General features: G+C 68.4%; 16 protein-coding genes. 9 read left to right on the top strand and 7 right to left on the bottom strand.

Annotated features, from left to right (window positions below):
* Positions 1-17: 17 nt before the first annotated feature.
* On the bottom strand, positions 18-1,586 hold the full coding sequence (gene murJ / locus QN315_RS01510) for a murein biosynthesis integral membrane protein MurJ (RefSeq protein WP_323991205.1): 1,569 nt from the start codon (positions 1,584-1,586) through the stop codon (positions 18-20).
* 41 nt (positions 1,587-1,627) lie between these two features.
* Positions 1,628-2,113, bottom strand: coding sequence for a glutathione peroxidase (locus QN315_RS01505; protein ID WP_176640489.1), 486 nt, complete (start codon positions 2,111-2,113; stop codon positions 1,628-1,630).
* Positions 2,114-2,332: 219 nt separating this feature from the next.
* Between QN315_RS01505 and QN315_RS01500 the strand changes: the two genes are divergently transcribed.
* The gene (locus QN315_RS01500) at positions 2,333-3,574 is read left to right on the top strand and encodes a NupC/NupG family nucleoside CNT transporter (RefSeq protein WP_323993744.1); all 1,242 of its coding nucleotides are present in this window, start codon (positions 2,333-2,335) and stop codon (positions 3,572-3,574) included.
* A 35-nt stretch (positions 3,575-3,609) separates the two neighbouring features.
* Here QN315_RS01500 and QN315_RS01495 read toward each other — a convergent pair whose 3' ends face one another.
* From QN315_RS01495 to tsaD, 3 genes are all read right to left on the bottom strand, one after another.
* A complete protein-coding gene (locus QN315_RS01495; protein ID WP_323991204.1) occupies positions 3,610-4,572 on the bottom strand; it encodes an NAD(P)H-dependent glycerol-3-phosphate dehydrogenase in 963 nt (320 codons plus the stop codon).
* Between the two features lie 70 nt (positions 4,573-4,642).
* Complete coding sequence (locus tag QN315_RS01490; protein WP_323991203.1) at positions 4,643-5,470, bottom strand: 23S rRNA (adenine(2030)-N(6))-methyltransferase RlmJ; 828 nt, start codon at positions 5,468-5,470, stop codon at positions 4,643-4,645.
* A 10-nt stretch (positions 5,471-5,480) separates the two neighbouring features.
* Positions 5,481-6,632: a tRNA (adenosine(37)-N6)-threonylcarbamoyltransferase complex transferase subunit TsaD gene (tsaD, locus tag QN315_RS01485; RefSeq protein WP_323991202.1), complete on the bottom strand. Its 1,152-nt coding sequence runs from the start codon at positions 6,630-6,632 to the stop codon at positions 5,481-5,483.
* A gap of 85 nt (positions 6,633-6,717) precedes the next feature.
* Between tsaD and hemC the strand changes: the two genes are divergently transcribed.
* Together hemC and QN315_RS01475 are read left to right on the top strand one after the other, a co-directional pair.
* Positions 6,718-7,851, top strand: coding sequence for a hydroxymethylbilane synthase (gene hemC, locus QN315_RS01480; RefSeq protein WP_323991201.1), 1,134 nt, complete (start codon positions 6,718-6,720; stop codon positions 7,849-7,851).
* A complete protein-coding gene (locus QN315_RS01475; protein ID WP_323991200.1) occupies positions 7,841-8,629 on the top strand; it encodes a uroporphyrinogen-III synthase in 789 nt (262 codons plus the stop codon). The genes hemC and QN315_RS01475 overlap by 11 nt, the downstream gene beginning before the upstream one ends.
* A gap of 47 nt (positions 8,630-8,676) precedes the next feature.
* Here the strand turns inward: QN315_RS01475 and QN315_RS01470 are convergent, their stop codons facing one another.
* Together QN315_RS01470 and secB are read right to left on the bottom strand one after the other, a co-directional pair.
* Positions 8,677-9,996 (bottom strand): MFS transporter, encoded by a 1,320-nt coding sequence (locus QN315_RS01470; protein ID WP_323991199.1) that lies wholly within the window; start codon positions 9,994-9,996, stop codon positions 8,677-8,679.
* Positions 9,997-10,651: 655 nt separating this feature from the next.
* The gene (gene secB / locus QN315_RS01465; protein ID WP_176641097.1) at positions 10,652-11,176 is read right to left on the bottom strand and encodes a protein-export chaperone SecB; all 525 of its coding nucleotides are present in this window, start codon (positions 11,174-11,176) and stop codon (positions 10,652-10,654) included.
* A 249-nt stretch (positions 11,177-11,425) separates the two neighbouring features.
* On the opposite strand from secB, the gene QN315_RS01460 reads away from it, so the two are divergent.
* The 6 genes from QN315_RS01460 (at position 11,426) to QN315_RS01435 (ending at position 17,986) form a co-directional block, all read left to right on the top strand.
* Positions 11,426-12,106: a Tim44/TimA family putative adaptor protein gene (locus QN315_RS01460; protein WP_323993741.1), complete on the top strand. Its 681-nt coding sequence runs from the start codon at positions 11,426-11,428 to the stop codon at positions 12,104-12,106.
* 89 nt (positions 12,107-12,195) lie between these two features.
* Positions 12,196-13,422, top strand: a complete 1,227-nt coding sequence (locus QN315_RS01455) for a murein transglycosylase A (protein ID WP_323991198.1) — start codon at positions 12,196-12,198, stop codon at positions 13,420-13,422.
* Between the two features lie 13 nt (positions 13,423-13,435).
* Entirely contained in the window at positions 13,436-14,293 is an 858-nt protein-coding gene (locus tag QN315_RS01450) for a site-specific DNA-methyltransferase (protein ID WP_323991197.1), read from the top strand.
* 113 nt (positions 14,294-14,406) lie between these two features.
* Positions 14,407-15,828 carry a cytochrome-c peroxidase gene (locus QN315_RS01445; protein ID WP_323991196.1) on the top strand — a complete coding sequence of 474 codons (1,422 nt, stop codon included), beginning with the start codon at positions 14,407-14,409 and terminating at the stop codon, positions 15,826-15,828.
* A 132-nt stretch (positions 15,829-15,960) separates the two neighbouring features.
* On the top strand, positions 15,961-16,587 hold the full coding sequence (locus QN315_RS19530) for a Smr/MutS family protein (RefSeq protein WP_408904565.1): 627 nt from the start codon (positions 15,961-15,963) through the stop codon (positions 16,585-16,587).
* Between the two features lie 271 nt (positions 16,588-16,858).
* Complete coding sequence (locus QN315_RS01435) at positions 16,859-17,986, top strand: ABC transporter substrate-binding protein (RefSeq protein ID WP_323993736.1); 1,128 nt, start codon at positions 16,859-16,861, stop codon at positions 17,984-17,986.
* Positions 17,987-18,013 lie beyond the last annotated feature (27 nt).

The following is an 18,013-nucleotide window of genomic DNA, read 5'->3' as shown; positions in this document are numbered from 1 at the left end:
GAATCGGCGCCGGTCGCTCATGCCGGGCGGCCCCGCCGGCGCGCCAGACGCGCGCGCACCATCGCCCCGACCGTGCGCAATTCCGCGACACCCAGAAGCTGCAGCCCGGCGCCATAGGCCAGCATGCCGGCCAGAACCAGCACCCCCATCGCCGGAACGCGCAGCGGATTGGGCCGCACCGCCAGCGGGCCCAGCACCGTCAGGTCCAGCATCACCAGCACCACCACCATGCCCAGCGCCGCCAGGACCATGCGTCCGACCCGCGACAGCGTGCCCGCCCCCAGGCGCAGCGCCCCGCGCCGGTGCAGCACCCCGCCCAGCAGCGCGACATTGACCATCGCCGCCAGGCTGCTGGCCAGCGGCGGCCCGACATGGGCCAGCGGCCGCATCAGCACCAGGTTCAGCACGAAATTCAGCAGCAGCGTCGCCAGGCCGATCCGCACCGGCGTGGCGGTATCGCCGCGCGCGAAGAACCCGGGCGAGAGGACCTTGATCAGCACGAAGGCCGGCAGTCCCAGCGCATAGGCCCGCAGCGACTGCGCTGACAGCATGGCGTCGCGCGGACTGAACGCGCCATGGCCGAACAGGGTGGCCATGACCGGCCGGGCCAGCACCATCAGCGCCAGCGCCGACGGCACGGTCAGGATCAGCGCATATTCGATCGCCCGGTTCTGCGTCAGGTGCGCATTGTCGCTGTCCTGGGCCGAGACATGGCGGCTGAGCACCGGCAGAAGGGTCGTGCCCGCAGCGGCCCCCAGCACGCCCAGCGGCAACTGGTTCACCCGGTCGGCGAAATACATCAGCGACACGCTGCCTTCGGGCAGCAGGGTGCCGATCATGGTGTCGACCAGCAGGTTGATCTGGGTGATCCCGCTGCCCAGGCACCCGATGGCCATGCGGCCGATCAGGGTGCGGATGCGCGCGGTCAGATGCGGGACGGGCAGGTACAGCCGAAACCCCGCGCGCCGCGCCGCCTCCAGCAGCAGGGCCAGTTGCACCACGCCCGACGCGGTGATGCCCCAGGCGGCGGCGCGCGCCACGTCGCCGGTCAGCGGCGTCAGGACGAAGATCGCGGCGATGCCCACGATGTTGAAGGTGACGTAGGCCGCCGCCGCCACCCCGAAGCGATGCAGCCCGTTCAGCACCCCCGACACCAGCGCCGCGCCGCAGATCAGCACCAGGTAGGGGAAGGTGATGCGGCTCAAATTCACCGCCAGCCCATAGCGGCTGCCGGCATGGCTGAAGCCCGGGGCGATAATCCGCAGCACCACCGGCATGAAGATCTCGCCCAGCAGCGCGATCACCGTCAGCCAGGCCAGCAGCACGCTCAATGTCTCGCTGGCGAAGCGGCGGGCATGCTCCTCGCCGTCGGTCGTCAGGGTGGCGGAAAACAGCGGGACGAAGGCCGCGTTCAACGCTCCCTCGCCGAACAGCCGGCGGAACATGTTCGGCAGGCGGAACGCGACCTGATAGGCGTCCTGCACCGGTCCGGCGCCCAGGAACGCGGCCAGAAGCTGGTCGCGCACCAGCCCCAGCACGCGGCTGAGCATCGTCCAGCCTCCGACGGTCAGAAAACCCTTCAGCACGCGCCGGACCTCCTTTTGCTCCGCATCGGGAATCCGCCGGATCAGTGGTCTAGGATCGCCCGTTCTATGGCCAGGCGCATGCGGCGGGATTCGGGCGATGTCAGGCTGACGAACCAGTTTGCCAGCCTGCCGTCGCGCCCGACCAGGTATTTATAGAAATTCCAGCGCGGCCGGGACAGAAATCCGCCCTCCTGTGTCAGCCAGCGGAACAGCGGCAGCGTCTGGTCGCCGCGCACGTGGCTGCGGGCGGCCATCGGAAAGGTCACGCTGTAATTGCGGCTGCAGAAGGTCGCGATCTCCGCGTCGCTGCCGGGCTCCTGGTCGCCGAAATCGTTCGACGGCACGCCGATGACCGTCAGATCGCTGCCGCGATAGAACGACCAGATGGCCTGCAGCCCCTCATATTGCGGGGTAAAGCCGCATTTCGACGCGGTATTGACGATCAGCAGCGGCTTGCCCCGCAAGGCCCCCAGATTGATGGAGCCGCCCTCCAGGGCGGGCAGGGTGAAATCATAGACGCTGGTCATGGAACCGATTCTGTCCGTTGCACTCTATCCGAACGGAAACAGTAGAGCAGATCGCCCCCGCGTCGAAGAGCCAATCGCGCGAAGATACCCGATATAACAATAAAATAGCGTAATTTATCACGGTGGCGGGCCATTCGCGCGCTTTCCTGGCCCGTCCCGTCTGGACAGCGCCCGCCCGCGCGGACAGTGTCGTTGCCATTCTGCAATTGGTGGGGCGGCATGGCGGTTCTGCGCGGTATCCTGGGACTGGCCTGCCTGATCGGCCTGGCAATCCTGTTTTCGACCGACCGCCGGAGCATCCGGCCCCGGATCGTCCTGGCCGCCGTGGCGATGCAGGTGGCGCTCGGCGGGCTGGTCCTGTTCGTGCCGCCGGGGCGCCGGGCGCTCCATGCCGTGTCCGACGGGGTCAACCTGGTGCTCGGCTACGGCGCGGAGGGCATCCGGTTTTTGTTCGGCGGCCTGGTCGATCCGCGCATGCTCACCCTGTTCCCGGACGACGGCTTCATCTTCGCGTTCCGCATCCTGCCGCAGATCGTCTATATCTCGGCACTGATCGCCATCCTGTACCATTACGGCGTCATGCAGCGCACGGCCCGAATCCTGGGCGGCCTGGTCCGCGCGGCGCTCGGCACCACGACGATCGAATCCTTCTCCGCCGTCACCACCATCTTCCTGGGACAGAGCGAGATGCCGGTCGCCATCCGGCCCTATGTCCCGCTGCTGACCAGGGGCGAACTGTTCGCGGTGATGTCCAGCGGCACGGCCTCGGTCGCCGGCTCGGTGCTCGCGGGCTATGCCGGCCTGGGCGTGCCGATGGAATATCTGCTGGCGGCCTCGGTGATGGCGATCCCCGGCGGCCTGCTCTTCGCCAAGATCATCATGCCCTCGGACGAGGAAACCCGCATCACCCGCCTGGACCTGGATTTCGGCCACGAACGTCCCGCCAACATGTTCGAGGCCATCGCCGTGGGCGCGTCCAGCGGTGTGACCGTCGCGGTGGCGGTGGGCAGCATGCTGATCGCCTTCATCGGCCTGATCGCCCTGGCCAACGGGCTGACCCATGGAATGGGCACCTGGTTCGGGGTGGCCGATCTGTCGCTCGAACGTATTTTCGGCGTGGTCTTCGCCCCACTGGCCTGGCTGGTCGGCGTGCCCTGGCATGCCTGCGGCATCGTCGGCGCCATCATGGGTCAGAAGCTGATCTTCAACGAATTCGTGGCCTACGTCACGCTGTCGCCACTGTTTCACCAGGCCACGCTCGACGGGCGCACCCTGGCCATCGCCTCCTTCGCGCTGTGCGGCTTTTCCAACCTCTCCTCGGTGGGCATCCTGATCGCCGCCTTCGGCAGCGTCGCCCCGGAACGCCGGTCCGAAATCGCCCGGATCGGCCTGCGCGCGGTCCTGGCAGGCTCGCTGTCCAACTTCGCCAGCGCCACGATCGCCGGCATGTTCGTGGGGTAGCCCCCCTGTTCCCCGCCGGCCTGTTCCGTGCCGGCCTATTCCGTGCCGACCGGCCGGCTCAGCAGCCTGTCCCGCGCCTCCGCCATGCCGATATCCCCGGCCAGCAGCAGCGACACCGTCTCGATCACCGGCACGGCGATATCGTGCCGGCGCGCCAGCGCCAGGATCGCGGGCGCGGTGCTCACCCCCTCGGCCACCGTCGTGCGGTGGCGCAGGATCGTCTCCAGGCTCTCACCCTGTCCCAGCGCCAGGCCCAGGCTGAAATTGCGCGACGACGCCCCGGTGCAGGTCAGGATCAGGTCCCCGACCCCCGCCAGGCCGGACAGGGTCGCGGCCCGGCCGCCCAGGCCCTGCGACAGCCGCCCCAGCTCGGCCAATCCGCGGGTGATCAGCGACGCCCGGGCATTCTCGCCCAGCCCGGCGCCGATCGTCGCGCCGGCGGCGATGGCGATCACGTTCTTCGCCGCCCCGCCGACCTGCACGCCGATCGCGTCGTCGCTGGCGTAAAGACGGAATTCCGGCGTCGTCAGATGGTCCGCCAGGTCCCGCGCCGGCGCCAATTCGCCGCCGGCCAGCACCGCCGCCGTCGGCAGGCCCTGCGCCACCTCGTGCGCGAAATTCGGCCCGGACAGCACGGCGCGCGGCAGGCCGGGGAACCGTTCGGCGATCACCTCCAGCGGCAGCGCCAGCGTGTCGCGTTCCACCCCCTTGCAGCAGGCGATCATCGGCCCCGCCGCCGGCACGTGCGCCAGCACCGCGCGCAGATGCTGCATCGGCACGGCCAGCAGCACCGCGTCGGCCTCCCGCGGCATCTCGCCGGTCACGGTGATCGATTCGGGCAGCACGACCTGCGGCAGGCGCGGCAAGGCACGCCCGGGCGTCAGGCTTTCGGGGTGCCGCGCCCACAGATGGACCCGCGCGCCGGCCCGCGCGGCCTGGACGGCCAGCGCGATGCCCCAGGCCCCGGCCCCGATGACGGCTATGCGTGTCGCGTTCATGACCCTGCTCCCTTGCCCTGTTTTCTGGGCCCTGTTTTCTGGCCCCGTTTCCTGGGCCCCGTTTCCCGGCCTATTCGCCGGCGATCCGCGTCGCGCCGGCCTCTCCTGTCCCATCCGGGGACAGGTGGGCAAGGGCCCGCAGCGCCGAAAGTCCCTGTTCGACAAAGCCATAGGGCGGATTGACCACTACCAGCCCGCTGCCGTTCAGCCGCGCCGGGTCCAGCGGCGGCCGCAGGGTCAGTTCCAGCGCCACGATGTCGCGAATCCCCGAATCGCGCAGCGAATCGCGGAAGGCACGCACCGGCGCGCGATTCTTGATCGGATACCATGCCGCGATGATGCCGGTGGCGAATCGCCGGTGCGCCGTTGCGATCCCGGCCGCCAGCCGGGCGAATTCGTCCGGCTGCTCGAACGGCGGGTCGATCAGCACCAGCCCGCGCTTCGCCTCGCGCGGCGGCAGCAGCGCGCCTAGCGCCTGGTAGCCGTCGCGGGCATGGACCGAAACCTGCGGATTGCCGGCAAAGACGGCGCGCAGCGCGCGACTGTCCTCGGGATGCAGCTCGCAGCAGACCAGCCTGTCCTGCGGGCGCAGCATCATCGCGGCGATCAGCGGCGACCCCGGATAGGCGGCGGGCGCCCCGGCCCGGCGCACCAGGTCCAGATAGGCGTCGGGCACGCCCGGCGCGGCCGATTCCAGCAGGCGGCCGATCCCCGCGCGCCACTCCCCGGTGCGCCCGGCCTGTTCGCCGGTCAGGTTGTAGCGGCCGATCCCAGCATGGGTATCCAGCACCGAAAACGCGGCCGGCTTGCGCGCCAGCGCCTGCAGGATCAGCACCAGCAGGACATGCTTCATGCAATCGGCGAAATTGCCGGCATGAAAGGCGTGACGGTAGTTCATGCGCGGTGATTCACATCGAATCGGGGCACATCGAAGAGGGGCACATCGATGAAGATGGGGCACGCCCATGAAGAGGGGCGAACCGCTCGGCCATCTGCTCCAGCGGCCAGCGCGGCCGGGGCAGCAGGTCCAAATCCTGTCCGGCCGGCAGGCCCAGGGCCCGGCAGGCGCGGATCGTCTCGATCGCGGCCCAGCCCACCATGACGGCATTGTCGGTGCACAGGCGCAGCGGCGGCGCGGCGAAGGGCAGGCCATGCGCATCCGCCAGCGCGGCCAGCCGCGCGCGCAGCGCCCCGTTCGCCGCGACGCCGCCGGCCGCCACCAGCAGGGTCGCCTGAGGCATCATCTCCAGCGCATGCGCCACCCGGTCGGCGACGATATCGGCCACCGCGTCCTGGAAACTGGCGGCGATGCCGGCCGCCACGGCACGGGGCAGGGCGTCGCCGGCGAACGGCGCCAGCTTCTGCGCCACCGCCGTCTTCAGCCCCGAGAACGAAAAATCGCAGCCCGGCCGGCCCAGCAGCGGACGGGGCAGCGGCCAGGGCGCCGGATCGCCCTCGCGCGCCAGCGCCTCGACCGCCGGCCCGCCGGGCCAGCCCAGGCCCAGCATCTTCGCCACCTTGTCGAACGCCTCGCCCGCCGCGTCGTCGATCGTGCCGCCCAGCCTGCGATAGCGTCCGACTCCTTCGACGGCGATGCACTGGCAATGCCCGCCCGAGACCAGCAGCAGCAGATAGGGAAACGCCGCCCCCCCCGGCACCAGGCCGGGCAGGCGGGCGGTCAGGGCATGCGCCTCGATATGGTTCACGGCGACGAAGGGCCGGTCCAGCGCCACGGCCACCCCCTTGGCCAGGCCGGCCCCCACGATCAGTCCGCCGATCAGGCCGGGCCCGGTGCTGGCCGCCACCGCGCCGATATCCGCCGCACGCATCCCGGCATCGTCCAGGGTGCGGCGCACCAGGGCCGGCAGCGCCGCCAGATGGGCCCGCGCCGCGATTTCGGGCACCACGCCGCCGAACGGCACATGGCCGGCCTGCGACAGCACGGTGTCGGCCAGCACTGTGCCGTCGGCGTCCAGAATGGCGCAGGCCGTGTCGTCGCACGACGATTCGATTGCCAGGACGGGGGCAGGGACAGGGGCGGGGGAGGACGATAGGGTCATTGCGTAAAATACAGCACGTAAAATACAGCTCGGGCGGGCGTTATGTCATCTTTCCTTCGCGCCGTCGCGGTAATAGACACGTCGCATGGATTTCGCTCGCTCTCCCGCCCCGGAACCGGCCCCCGAACCCCCTGCGGCGCCTTCCGCGGCCCCCTCGGTCGCGCCCTCCGCCACGTTGCAGGATATCGCAGCCCAGGCGGCCGCCCGCCAGCGCCAGGGCGTGGCCCGGACGCAGGGCCATGCCCGGCGGCAATTGCCGCTGCGCGTCGGCACCCGGGGCTCGCCGCTGGCGCTGGTGCAGACGCGGGCCTTCCTGACGGTGCTGACCCGCTTCTGTCCGGTGTTGCGCGACATGGGCGCGTTCCAGGAGCACCAGATCAGCACGACGGGCGACCAGGTGCAGAATCGCCGCCTGGCCGAAATCGGCGGCAAGGGCCTGTTCGCCAAGGAAATCCATGACGCGCTGGCCGACGGGCGGGTCGATTTCGCGGTGCACAGCCTGAAGGACCTGGAAACCACGCTGCCGCCCGGCCTGGTGCTGGCCTGCACCCTGCGGCGCGAGGACGCGCGCGACGTGCTGATCCTCGGGCCCGGCCTGGCGGCCGAAACCAAGGACGGCGACGCGCCCTTCGCCGCCCTGCCGCGGGGCGCGCTGGTGGGCTGCGCGTCGGTGCGGCGCCAGGCGCAGATGCTGCATGTGCGGCCCGACCTGCGTTTCGGCCTGCTGCGCGGCAATGTCCAGACCCGCCTGGACAAGCTGGCGGCACGGCAATGCGACGCCACCCTGCTGGCCCTGGCGGGCCTGCGCCGCCTGGGCATGGAAGACCGCGCCGACATCGTCCTGGACCCCGACATCATGGTTCCCGCCGCCGGCCAGGGGATCGTCGGCGTGACCGTCCGCGAAAGCGACGTCGAACTGCGCGAACTGCTCGCCGCCATCGAGGATTACGAAGCCCGCGCCGTGGCCACCGCCGAGCGCGCGCTGCTGGCCGAACTGGACGGCTCCTGCCGCACGCCGATCGGCGGCTATGCGCGCCTGATCCCGGGGCAGGACGGGGACGACCCCGTCCTGCGCCTGACCGGCCTGGTCGCGCGTGAGGACGGGTCGTTCCTGCTGCGCCGCGTCGTGACCGGCGCCCCCGCCGACGCCGAACGGATGGGCCGCGAACTCGGGCGCAGCCTGCGGGCCGACAGCCCGGCGGACATCTTTGCCCCCTGACCCTCCGCCCGCCGGCCTTCGTCCGGGCGGTCAGCGCCCGGCCGTCCTGATTACCCGGCCCGAACCGGGCCTGACCGAAACCATGGACGCCGTCTCGGCGCTGGGCTGGCGGCCCGTGGCCCTGCCGGCCCTGCGGGCCGAACCGGTGGGGCAGGGGCCGCTTGCGGCGCGCGGCGCGCAGGCCGTCCTCGTCACCAGCGGCCAGGCGGTCGCGGCGCTGGCCGGCCGGCTGCCGCCGGATCTGCCGATGCTTGTGGTGGGCGCCGCCACGGCCCGGCGCGCACGCGACGCCGGCTTCACCCGGGTCACGGCGGCCGGCGGCACGGCCGACGCGCTGGCCGACCTGGTGCTGTCGGCACGGCATGCCGGCGACGGCGCACTGCTGCTGGCGACCGCCGCGGGCTATGGGCACACGCTTGCGGACCGCCTGCGGCGGAGCGGTTTTCGGGTCATCCGGCGCCGCGTCTACCGCGTCCGGCCGGCAATGCCGCCCCCCGCCGCCCTGCGCGCCCTGCTTCAGGATGGCGGGATCGCGGCCGCCCTGTTCTTTTCGGCCGAAACCGCACGCCAGTTCCTGCGCCGCCTGCCGCGGGACCTGCGCGATAGGCTGCGCGACGTGCGCGCCATCGCGATTTCGGACGGCACGGCCCAGATCCTCGATGCCATTCCGTGGCGCGCCATCGAACGCGCCGCGACGCCCGACCAGGCGGCGATGCTGGACCGGCTGGGACCGGTCGCCGCGCCGTCTCGGCGCGACGCCGGTCCACCCGGCGCATGAAAAGGCCCGGCCGGACGATCCCGGCCGGAGCACGTCACCGGTGCGCATCAATGGAAGGCGGCGGTGCCTTCGTACAGATCCTCGCCCCGGGCGCGCGCCCGGCGGGCATGTTCGCGCGCGTGCGTCGGGATCGAAAGATACAGCGTCAGCAGCCCGGCGAAGGCATAGAGGCCCGAGAAGATCCAGATGATCCCCTCGATCCCATGCCAGGACTCGAACCAGGTGACGATCGCCGGCCCCACCCAGGTGCTGGCGCCCGCGCCCAGGCCCAGCGCCGACAGGGCGGCCGCTTTCTCCTTCGGGCAGATCTGCGGAACCAGGCCGGAAAGAGGCACGAACGCCGCGACCGTCGCGCCGTAGAAGATGCCCGCCAGCGCCGCCAGCAGGAAATTGCCGTGATGCGCCAGGGGCACGTAATAGAACACGGGCACCGAGATCGCGGATCCCAGGCAGCCGGCGATCGATACGACCGTCCGATGGCCCAACCGGTCGGCCAGCATGCCGGACGCCAGGTTGAACAGGATATTGCTCAGGAACACGATCGACAGCAATTGCAGCCACTGGGGCAGGCTGAAGCCCACGACCCGGGTGAAGAAGGCCGGCATGATCACCAGAAACGCGTATTCCGACGCGGTGTCGATGGTGCGCACGATCATGGCGACGAATGTCTTGGGCTCACGCCACAGGATCGAGATCGACCCGAAGAAGATCCCGCGCACCGACACGTCGCGGGCCGCCAGGCGCGCCGCGCCGCGCGGCTCGCGCGTCAGCAGCAGCGCGACCAGTCCGCCCGCGATCACCAGTCCCAGCGACAGCCAGAACGTCGTCACTTCGCCGACCACCGGAATGGCGAAGCTGGCGAACAGTGAGCCCAGGGTCGGCAACCCGCCGGAGAAGGCGAACCAGAACCAGCCTGCCGCGGAGCCCAATTGCCGTGGCGGCGTGGCGGCCGCGATCCAGACAAGAAACCCGTAGGCGAACAGCGGATAGCCCAGGCCGCGCACCGTATAGGCGACCAGCATGGCCGGATAGCTGCCGGTCGAAACGCCCAGCAGCAGGAACAGCACTTCGAAGACGGCCCAGATCCCAAGGCCGATCCACATCACGCGCTTCGGTCCCCAAAGGTCGGACAGCGGCCCGGACAGCCAGGACGAGATGGAAACCGCGACGCCATAGACGGTGAACAGCAAGGCCACGGCACGCGCGGAAACGCCGTGATTTTCAAGATAGGGGGCCAGATAGCCGGCCTCGACCCCATCGCCGACCATGAACAGAAGCAGGCCGACAAAGCCCCATAGCAACGGGCGCGGGATGCCGATCCGCTCGGCGATCGATGGTCGGGGGGGCAGAATTTCTGTCTGCGTCAAGGGGAGATGCTCCTCTTTAACAGGCAGCCAACATAACGGTGAGGGGCTTCGCCTCATTACGAAGCATCGATGCAAGCTGCGTTCGAAATCGCATGCGCGCGGCATGTCGCATTTCGAATCATCATGTAGGGATGCGCGCCAACGGCGCTGAAGCGTCAGTCTCTTTCCGGGACGTTCTGGTCGAAATCGCTCTATGCGATAATAAGTCCCGTAAAAAACACATATATATGACGAAACATATATGGAAAATCAGTCGAATCGAAAGCAATCCCGAAGGGATTCTCAGTCCGATACGCCAAAAATCTTTGTCTTTCCTGCTTTTCTCCATCTTTGTTGAGGCGCTCATGGACATGTTATGGAAAACATACGCAAGTTTGAAGAGAAAATATCAAAAAATGCCAAAATTTCATGGCAAGTCATGGATATTTTAATATTAATACATGTTAAATAAACATAATTATATTAATTTATTGAAAAATTATTATTGTATTTTTATAAGTATTGTCGGAATCAATGACCATTACGCGTTTTTTCTGTACAAATATAAAAATATCAATATTTGTGCCGCGCCATCCACCCCGGAAACAAAAAGGCCCGCACGAGGCGGGCCTTTCCAACCGGGCACGGGGCCCGGCACCGGGTCCTGGGCAGGTGCTCAGGCATTGCCGGCGGTCTGCGGAAAATTGTTGGCCTGCCGCTTGGCCTGCCACAGCGCCACGAAATCGATCGGCTGCAGCACGACGGGCGGGAAACCGCCATCGCGGGTCACTTCGCTGATGATGTTGCGCACATACGGAAAGATAAGGCGCGGTACTTCCACCAGCAGGATCGGCTCGACCAGCTCGTCCGGCGCGTTGGTCAGGGTCGCGACGGCGGCATAGGCCAGTTCGGCGACGAAGACGGTGCGGCCCGGGGCGGCGCCCTCGGTCTCCGGCGCTTCCGACGCCTCGGCCTTGATCGCCAGCACGACTTCGAAGATCGGCTGGTCGGCCTGCAGGCGGCTCGCCTGCACGTCGATGTTCACGGCGATCTGGGGATTCGCGCGCAAGGTCGCGAAGATTTCCGCACCCGAAGGAACCTCGAAGGACAGGTCCTTGATATATTGGACATTAATGGTCAGCGGCAGCGCCGGCGGAATGCTCTGGGCGCCGTCGGCGGGGGGCTGAGTCGTGTCGGACATGAACGAAGTCTTTCTTGTAGGCAGGTGGGCGGAAAGGCGGCGATGACCGAGCCTCGGCGGTAGCACGCCGCGCGACGTTCGCCAACCGTGCCGGGGCTGGCGTACGGAAATTCATGCGGCCGCTCTTGGGGGCGCCTTTGGCCGCTCTGGCGCATTGTGCCGCCGGAGGGGCTTGCTTATGTGTAGGGGCAGATGAAGGGGTGATGGCGCGGACCGGCCGGGCCGGACCGCCTCTTGATGGGCTTGGTGATGGATTTCTCGTTCAGTCATTTTCCGTTCGACCTGGTGCTGTTCGGCCTGATCGCCGCGTTCCTGGCGCTGCGCCTGCGCAGTATCCTGGGGACCCGCGTGGGCGTTGAACCCGCGCCCCCGCCTGGTGCTGCACTTCGCCCCGGCCCGGTGATCGACGCCCGCGCCGAACCGCCCGCCCCGGTGGCCGAGTACGACGTGCCCGCGCCGGAAACCCGGGTCGGCCAGGTCCTGGCCGCCATCGCCCGGCAGGAACGTGATTTCGTGCCCGCGCAGTTCCTGCGCGGGGTGGAAACATCGTTCCGCCAGATCGTGCAGGCCTTCGCCGCCGGCGATACCGCCATGCTGCGCGATCGCCTGACCGCGAATGCCTTCGCCGCGTTCGACGCCGCCATCCGCGCGCGCCAGCAGGCGGGCGAGACCCAGAAATCCGAAGTTCGCGCCATCGCCGGCCTGTCGATCGTCGATGCGGAGATCCAGCCGCGCGACGGCGCCGCCCATGCCCGGATCGATGTGCGCATCGTCTCGGACCAGGTCAGCCTGACCCTGGACAAGGACGGCCATCCTGTCGCCGGCACCGACGCCGTGACCGAATTTTCCGACCTGTGGACGTTCGAGCGGCTGCTCGGCGTGCCGATCGGCGGCGCGGCCTGGCGCCTGGCCGCCAGCCGCAGCGCCTGATTCGTCCGGCGGCTGTTGTCCGGGGTCTCCCGGCAGGTCCTTCCAGTCCACTTCATCCCAATCCGGCTGTTTCCTTGCCCTATCCATTCATGACCAAGACCCTGCGGGGAGCCGCCGTTGCGGCGATCGCCCTGCTGTCCGCCTGCGCCGCCACCATCCCGGGCGGCGGCCGGCCCGTCCCCTTCGCCGACCTCCAGGGCTGGGGCGCGGAGGAAGCCGCGGCCGCGCTGCCGACTTTCCTGGCCGAATGCCGCCATCTGGGGCGCCTGCCGGTCGAAGCGAGCCTGGGAACCGGCAGCCTGGGGACCAGCAGCCCGGGGACCAGCCTGAGCACCGGCGACCAGGGCTCCGGCGACGCCCCCAGTGGCAGCCCGGGCGGCAGGTTGGGCACGCATGTCGGCGACTGGCTGCCGTCCTGCCGCGCCGCCGCATCGCTTCCCGTGGGTGACGGCCCGGCGGCGCGGCAATTCTTCGAGACCTGGTTCCAGCCGACGCTCATGACCCCGTCGGCGCTGTTCACCGGTTATTATGAACCCGAGATCCGCGGCGCGCTGTCGCGCGGCGGCATCTTCCAGACCCCGGTCTATCGGGTGCCCGATGACCTGGTGCGCACCCGGGCCACCGACGGGCGGATGGTGACCGGGCGCTGGGAGAACGGAAAATTCGTGCCCTACTGGACGCGCGCGCAGATCGATGCGGGCGCGCTGGCCGGGCGCAACCTGGAATTGCTGTGGGTCGCCGACCCGGCCGACCTGTTCTTCCTGCAGATCCAGGGATCGGGCCGTGTCCGCCTGCCCAGCGGACAGGTCGTCCGCCTGGGCTATGGCGGCAAGAACGGCCGGGACTACGTGCCGCTGGGCCGCGTGCTGGTCCGGCAGGGCGAAATGGACGAGGACGCGGTCAGCATGCAGTCGATTCGCGCCTGGCTCAGCGCCCATCCCGACCGGGCCCGCGCGGTGATGGAGGAAAATCCGGACTACGTGTTTTTCGACATGCTGGACAATCTCCATCCCGACCAGGGGGCGCCGGGGGCGATGGGCGTGCCGCTGGCGCCCGGCCGGACCGCGGCGGTGGACCAGCGGGCGATTCCGCTGGGCGCGCCCATCTGGGTCGAAACGACACTGCCCGCGCCCGCGAATGCAAGCTGGCGGCGCCTGGTCTTCGCGCAGGATACCGGCACCGACATCCAGGGACCGGGGCGGGCCGACCTGTTCCTGGGCTGGGGCGACCAGGCCGAGCAGGTCGCCGGCGCGATGCGCCAGGATGGCCGGATGGTCGTCTTCGTACCTCGTCCCGTCGTCACCCGGCAGCCCTGAAGGAACCCGAGCCATGACGTCCCCGCGCAAGGCAGGCGCCAAGGCCAAGGCGGCGGCCGTGCCGCGCACGCTGCGCTATGCGCTCGATCCGCATGTGCTGTACCGGGGCGATTGTCTGCGCGTGCTGCGCAGGATGGACCCCGAATCGGTCGATGTCGTCGTGACGTCGCCACCCTACAATATCGGGCTGGGCTACCGGACCTACAGCGACCGGATGACCGAAGCCCAATACCTGGACTGGATGATGGCGATCGCGGCCGAACTGCACCGCGTCCTGCGCCCCGACGGGTCGTTTTTCCTCAATATCGCCGGGTCGTCCTCGCAACCCTGGATTCCCTTCGAACTGGCGACCCGCCTGCGCGCGACCTTCCACCTGCAGAACCATATCAGCTGGATCAAATCCGTCTCGGTGGACGAGGACACGTTCGGCCATTTCAAGCCGGTCAACAGCCCGCGCTACCTGCATCGCAACCACGAGCATCTGTTTCACCTGACCCGCAGCGGGACGGTGGAATTGCGGCGCCTGGACATCGGCGTGCCCTACAAGGACAAATCCAACATCGCGCGCCGCGGGCACGAACAGGACCGGCGCTGTCGGGGGGACACCTGGTTCATCCCCTATGAAACCGTGCAGGACAAGGCGCAGAAATTCCACCATCCGGGCACGTTTCCCGTGCAGTTGCCGCGCATGTGCATCCGCCTGCACGGCCGTCCGGGCGCCGTGGTGCTCGACCCGTTCATGGGCACCGGCACCACTCTGGTCGCCGCCCATGCCGAAGGCGCGCGCGCGATCGGCATCGATCTCGATACGGACTATGTGAATATAGCGCGTGAGCGGCTGGCCCGGATGATGAACGACGCGATGAAATGACGCCGCCCGGCCCAATATCATCGATTCACTCGATGGTTTTGATAGAAAAGATTATTTTGACAGTTAATTGATGGATTGGCACACCGTCCCCAACGCATCAGGGGAGAATTGCCGTGTCGGTCCGCAAGATCGTACTATCCGTCGCAGCATTGGGTGTGGCCGCCTATGGCGGCGTGATCGGTTACTTGACTCATTTCGACCATGAAACGGCGCCGACCCTGTCGGTCAGTTCTCCCACGCTGAAGGACCCGACGGCCGCGGCGGCCTTCGCCGCGATTCGCGAGGCCCGGTGCGATTACTGCCACGCCCGCAGCACGGACCTGCCGTTCTATTTCCACGTGCCGGTGGCGAACCAGTTGATGCGGCGCGACCTGGACCAGGGCCTGCGCCATTTCCGCATCGAGCCGGTGCTGGCCGCCTTCCAGAACGGCACCGTGCCGTCCGAGGAGCAATTGTCGCGGATCGAGGAAGTGATCCGCCAGAACCGCATGCCGCCCACGCTCTACCTGCTGATGCACTGGCACGCCCATCTGTCGCAGGCGCAGCGTGATGCGCTGCTGTCCTGGATCGCGGCCGAGCGGCGTGCCCATTACGCGACCCCGGGCGTCGCCGCGCGCTTCGCCGCCGAACCGGTGCAGCCGGTCCCCGAAACGATCCCGGTCGATGCCGGCAAGGTCGCGCTGGGCCAGCGCCTGTTCTTCGACAAGCAGCTTTCCGGCAACGGCACCGTCAGTTGCGCAAGCTGCCACGCGCTGGACCATGGCGGCGTCGATGGCCGGGTCACCGCCCTGGGCATCAACAACCAGCACGGCCCGATCAACGTGCCGTCGGTCTATGATTCGGCCTTCAACATGAGCCAGTTCTGGAACGGCCGCGCCGCCACCCTGGCCGACCAAGCCGCCGGCCCGGTGATGAACCCGCTGGAAATGGGCGCGCATGACTGGAACGGCGTCGCGGACAAGCTGCGGCAGGACCCGACCTATGTCTCCGCCTTCCAGGCGGCGTTCGGGTCCGACGGCATCGACAAGCAGCGGATCACCGACGCGATCGCCGAATACGAAAAGACCCTGATCACCCCGGACAGCCGCTTCGACCGCTACCTGAAGGGCGACGAGCAGGCGCTGAGCGCGCAGGAAAAGAACGGCTACGCCCTGTTCAAGAGCATCGGCTGCTCGGGCTGCCACAGCGGCGTCGCGCTGGGCGGCCAGGCCTACGAGGCCATGGGCCTGGAGGGCGACTATTTCACCGATCGCGGCGGCAAGCTGACCGACGCCGATCGTGGCCGCTACATGGTTACCCACGCCAATGCCGACGCGGAACGCTTCAAGGTGCCGAACCTGCGCAACATCGCGCTGACCGCGCCCTATTTCCATGACGGCAGCGTCAAGACCCTGGACCAGGCGGTGCGGGACATGGCGCGCTACCAGACGCCGTATCACGACCTGTCGGATCACGACGTCGCCGACATCGTCTCCTTCCTCAAGACCCTGACCGGCACCTATCAGGGCAAGACCCTGGCCAACGCCACGCCGTAAGACGGGCCGGCACCGCGTTCGGGCCTTCGGCCCGGACGCTTTCTGTTCCCCGGACGCTTTCTGTTCTAAGACACTCCGATCCGCAGGAAGGCGGCGGCGCGGGGCCGCCCCACGCGGGCGGAGGACAGGGTCGTGCGCCGCCGGCGGATCCTCAGAGAAGACGAACAGGCGCTCTGGAGCAGTTTCGTCCGCGACATCACGCCGCTTGCGCGCAAATCTCCCCGGCCGCCATCCGAAGGCGGGGCAGGGACGGCACCCGTTCCGGCGCCCGCTCCGACAACCGATCCCGATCGGCCATCGGCCCGGCCGCCAGTCCAGCCATCGACCCAGCCGTCAACTCCGTCCCCCGCCGCCGCCATGCCGGGGCCCCGCGTGCCCGGCCACACGCTGGTCCGCACCCAGGCCGAAATCGAAATCGGCCGCCGCCGTCCCGGCCTGGACGATACGAGCTGGCGTGCCCTGGTCAGCGGCAAGCTGCGTCCCGCCCGCACGCTCGACCTGCACGGCCAGAACGTGCAGGCGGCCTTTTCGCGGCTGCATGCGTTCCTGATCCAGGCCAGGGCGGACAATCTCCGCTGCGTCGAGGTCATTACCGGCCTCGGCTCCGGCCAGCGGGGCGGGGTCCTGCGGCGCGAACTGCCCTTCTGGCTGGGGCGGCCCGACCTGCGGCCGCTGATCCTGGCCGTCACCCATCCGCATGCCGCCAACCAGGGATCGGTCCGCATCCTGCTGCGCCGCGCCGCACACAGGAAAAGCTGAGTGACCGCGGGGAGCGCCGGCATGGCTGCCATGCGCCCGCGCGAATTCCGCTCGCGAATGCTTCTCATCTCCCGTCAATGCAGCTAAGAACAATTCGCATCTAGAGCATTTCCACTGAACACCGGTTCAGCGGAAATGCTCTATGTTGTTATTTATCGCGCATCTTCACCCGTTCAAACGAGTCCGTTTGAACGGGATCTGCTCCAGCAGGAGAAGCAGTTTGACAGGACAACGCCCCCGGACGATCCGGCGCCTGGCCGCCTCCGCATTGATGCTGTGGGGCGTCGCGATCGGAATCGGCGGCCAGGCCCGGGCCGAGACGATCACCGACCTGGCGGGCCGGCAGGTCGACATCCCCGCCCACGTGCATCGGATCGTCCTGGGGGAGGGCAGGCTGGTCTACGCGCTCGCCCCCCTGGAAAAATCCCATCTGTTCGATCGCATCGTCGGCTGGCAGGGCGAATTCCGCGAGGCCGACGTCCAGAGCTACGACAAATATGCGGCGTTGTTCCCGGCGGCGGCCAAGGTCGCGCTGATCGGCAAGACCACGGCCGACACGGTCAGTCCCGAGAAGGTGCTGGACCTGCGCCCCGACCTGGCGATCCTGGCCGTCAGCGGCCACGGCCCCGGCGCGGCCAGCGAACTGGTCGCGCAACTGCAAAGCGCGCATGTCCCGGTGGTCTTCGTGGATTTCCGCGCCGATCCGCTGCGCGACACCGTCCGATCGATGCGGATCCTGGGCGCGGTGCTCGATCGCCGTCGGGAAGCCGAGGATTTCATCGCCTTCTACCAGTCGCATCTCGACCATATCCGCGCCCGGCTCGCGACCCTGCCTGATTCGGCGCGCCCCAGCGTGTTCCTGGAAATGCTGGCCGGCACCCGCGAATCCTGCTGCCATACCGCGGGCAAGGGCAATATGGGCGCCTTCATCGATGCGGCGGGCGGCCGCAATATCGCCGCCCCGCTGCTGCCCGGCTATATCGGCGACATCGACCTGGAACAGGTGATCGCCGCCGACCCCGATTTCTACGTCGTGGACGGCACCAAGGGGCCCGATTATCGCGGCCCGGGCGTGCGCATGGGCGCGGAAATCGACCCGGCGACGGCCCGCGCCTCGGTCCGGCAGGTGCTGCAGCGGCCGGGCATCGCGACCCTGGCGGCGGTCCGGGACGGCCATGCCTACGGGCTGTGGCATTCGTTCTACGATTCGCCGTACAACATCCTGGCGGTCGAAATCATGGCCAAATGGTTCCATCCCGATCTGTTCCGCGACCTGGACCCGGATGCGACCCGCGCCGAACTCTACCGGCGCTTCCTGCCCGTCGCCGACAGCGGCACCTACTGGGTCTCGGCAACGCCTGGAGGCATGGAAACGCCCCAGGCCACCGCGAAGCCATGAGCGCGGCATGACCGACCACGCCACCCT

Source organism: Nguyenibacter sp. L1 (assembly GCF_035199985.1).
GTDB classification, from domain to species: Bacteria; Pseudomonadota; Alphaproteobacteria; order Acetobacterales; family Acetobacteraceae; genus Gluconacetobacter; species Gluconacetobacter vanlangensis.
This window is presented reverse-complemented; position numbering and strand designations above follow the sequence as displayed.

Coding starts and splice junctions, on each gene's coding strand:
- QN315_RS01495 (WP_323991204.1), bottom strand. CDS start 4,572: ATGAACGCGACACGCATAGCCGTCATCGGGGCCGGGGCCTGGGGCATC.
- QN315_RS01460 (WP_323993741.1), top strand. CDS start 11,426: ATGGATTTCTCGTTCAGTCATTTTCCGTTCGACCTGGTGCTGTTCGGC.
- QN315_RS01435 (WP_323993736.1), top strand. CDS start 16,859: ATGCTGTGGGGCGTCGCGATCGGAATCGGCGGCCAGGCCCGGGCCGAG.
- tsaD (WP_323991202.1), bottom strand. CDS start 6,632: ATGACCCTATCGTCCTCCCCCGCCCCTGTCCCTGCCCCCGTCCTGGCA.
- QN315_RS01490 (WP_323991203.1), bottom strand. CDS start 5,470: ATGAACTACCGTCACGCCTTTCATGCCGGCAATTTCGCCGATTGCATG.
- QN315_RS01450 (WP_323991197.1), top strand. CDS start 13,436: ATGACGTCCCCGCGCAAGGCAGGCGCCAAGGCCAAGGCGGCGGCCGTG.
- hemC (WP_323991201.1), top strand. CDS start 6,718: ATGGATTTCGCTCGCTCTCCCGCCCCGGAACCGGCCCCCGAACCCCCT.
- secB (WP_176641097.1), bottom strand. CDS start 11,176: ATGTCCGACACGACTCAGCCCCCCGCCGACGGCGCCCAGAGCATTCCG.
- QN315_RS01500 (WP_323993744.1), top strand. CDS start 2,333: ATGGCGGTTCTGCGCGGTATCCTGGGACTGGCCTGCCTGATCGGCCTG.
- QN315_RS01455 (WP_323991198.1), top strand. CDS start 12,196: ATGACCAAGACCCTGCGGGGAGCCGCCGTTGCGGCGATCGCCCTGCTG.
- QN315_RS01505 (WP_176640489.1), bottom strand. CDS start 2,113: ATGACCAGCGTCTATGATTTCACCCTGCCCGCCCTGGAGGGCGGCTCC.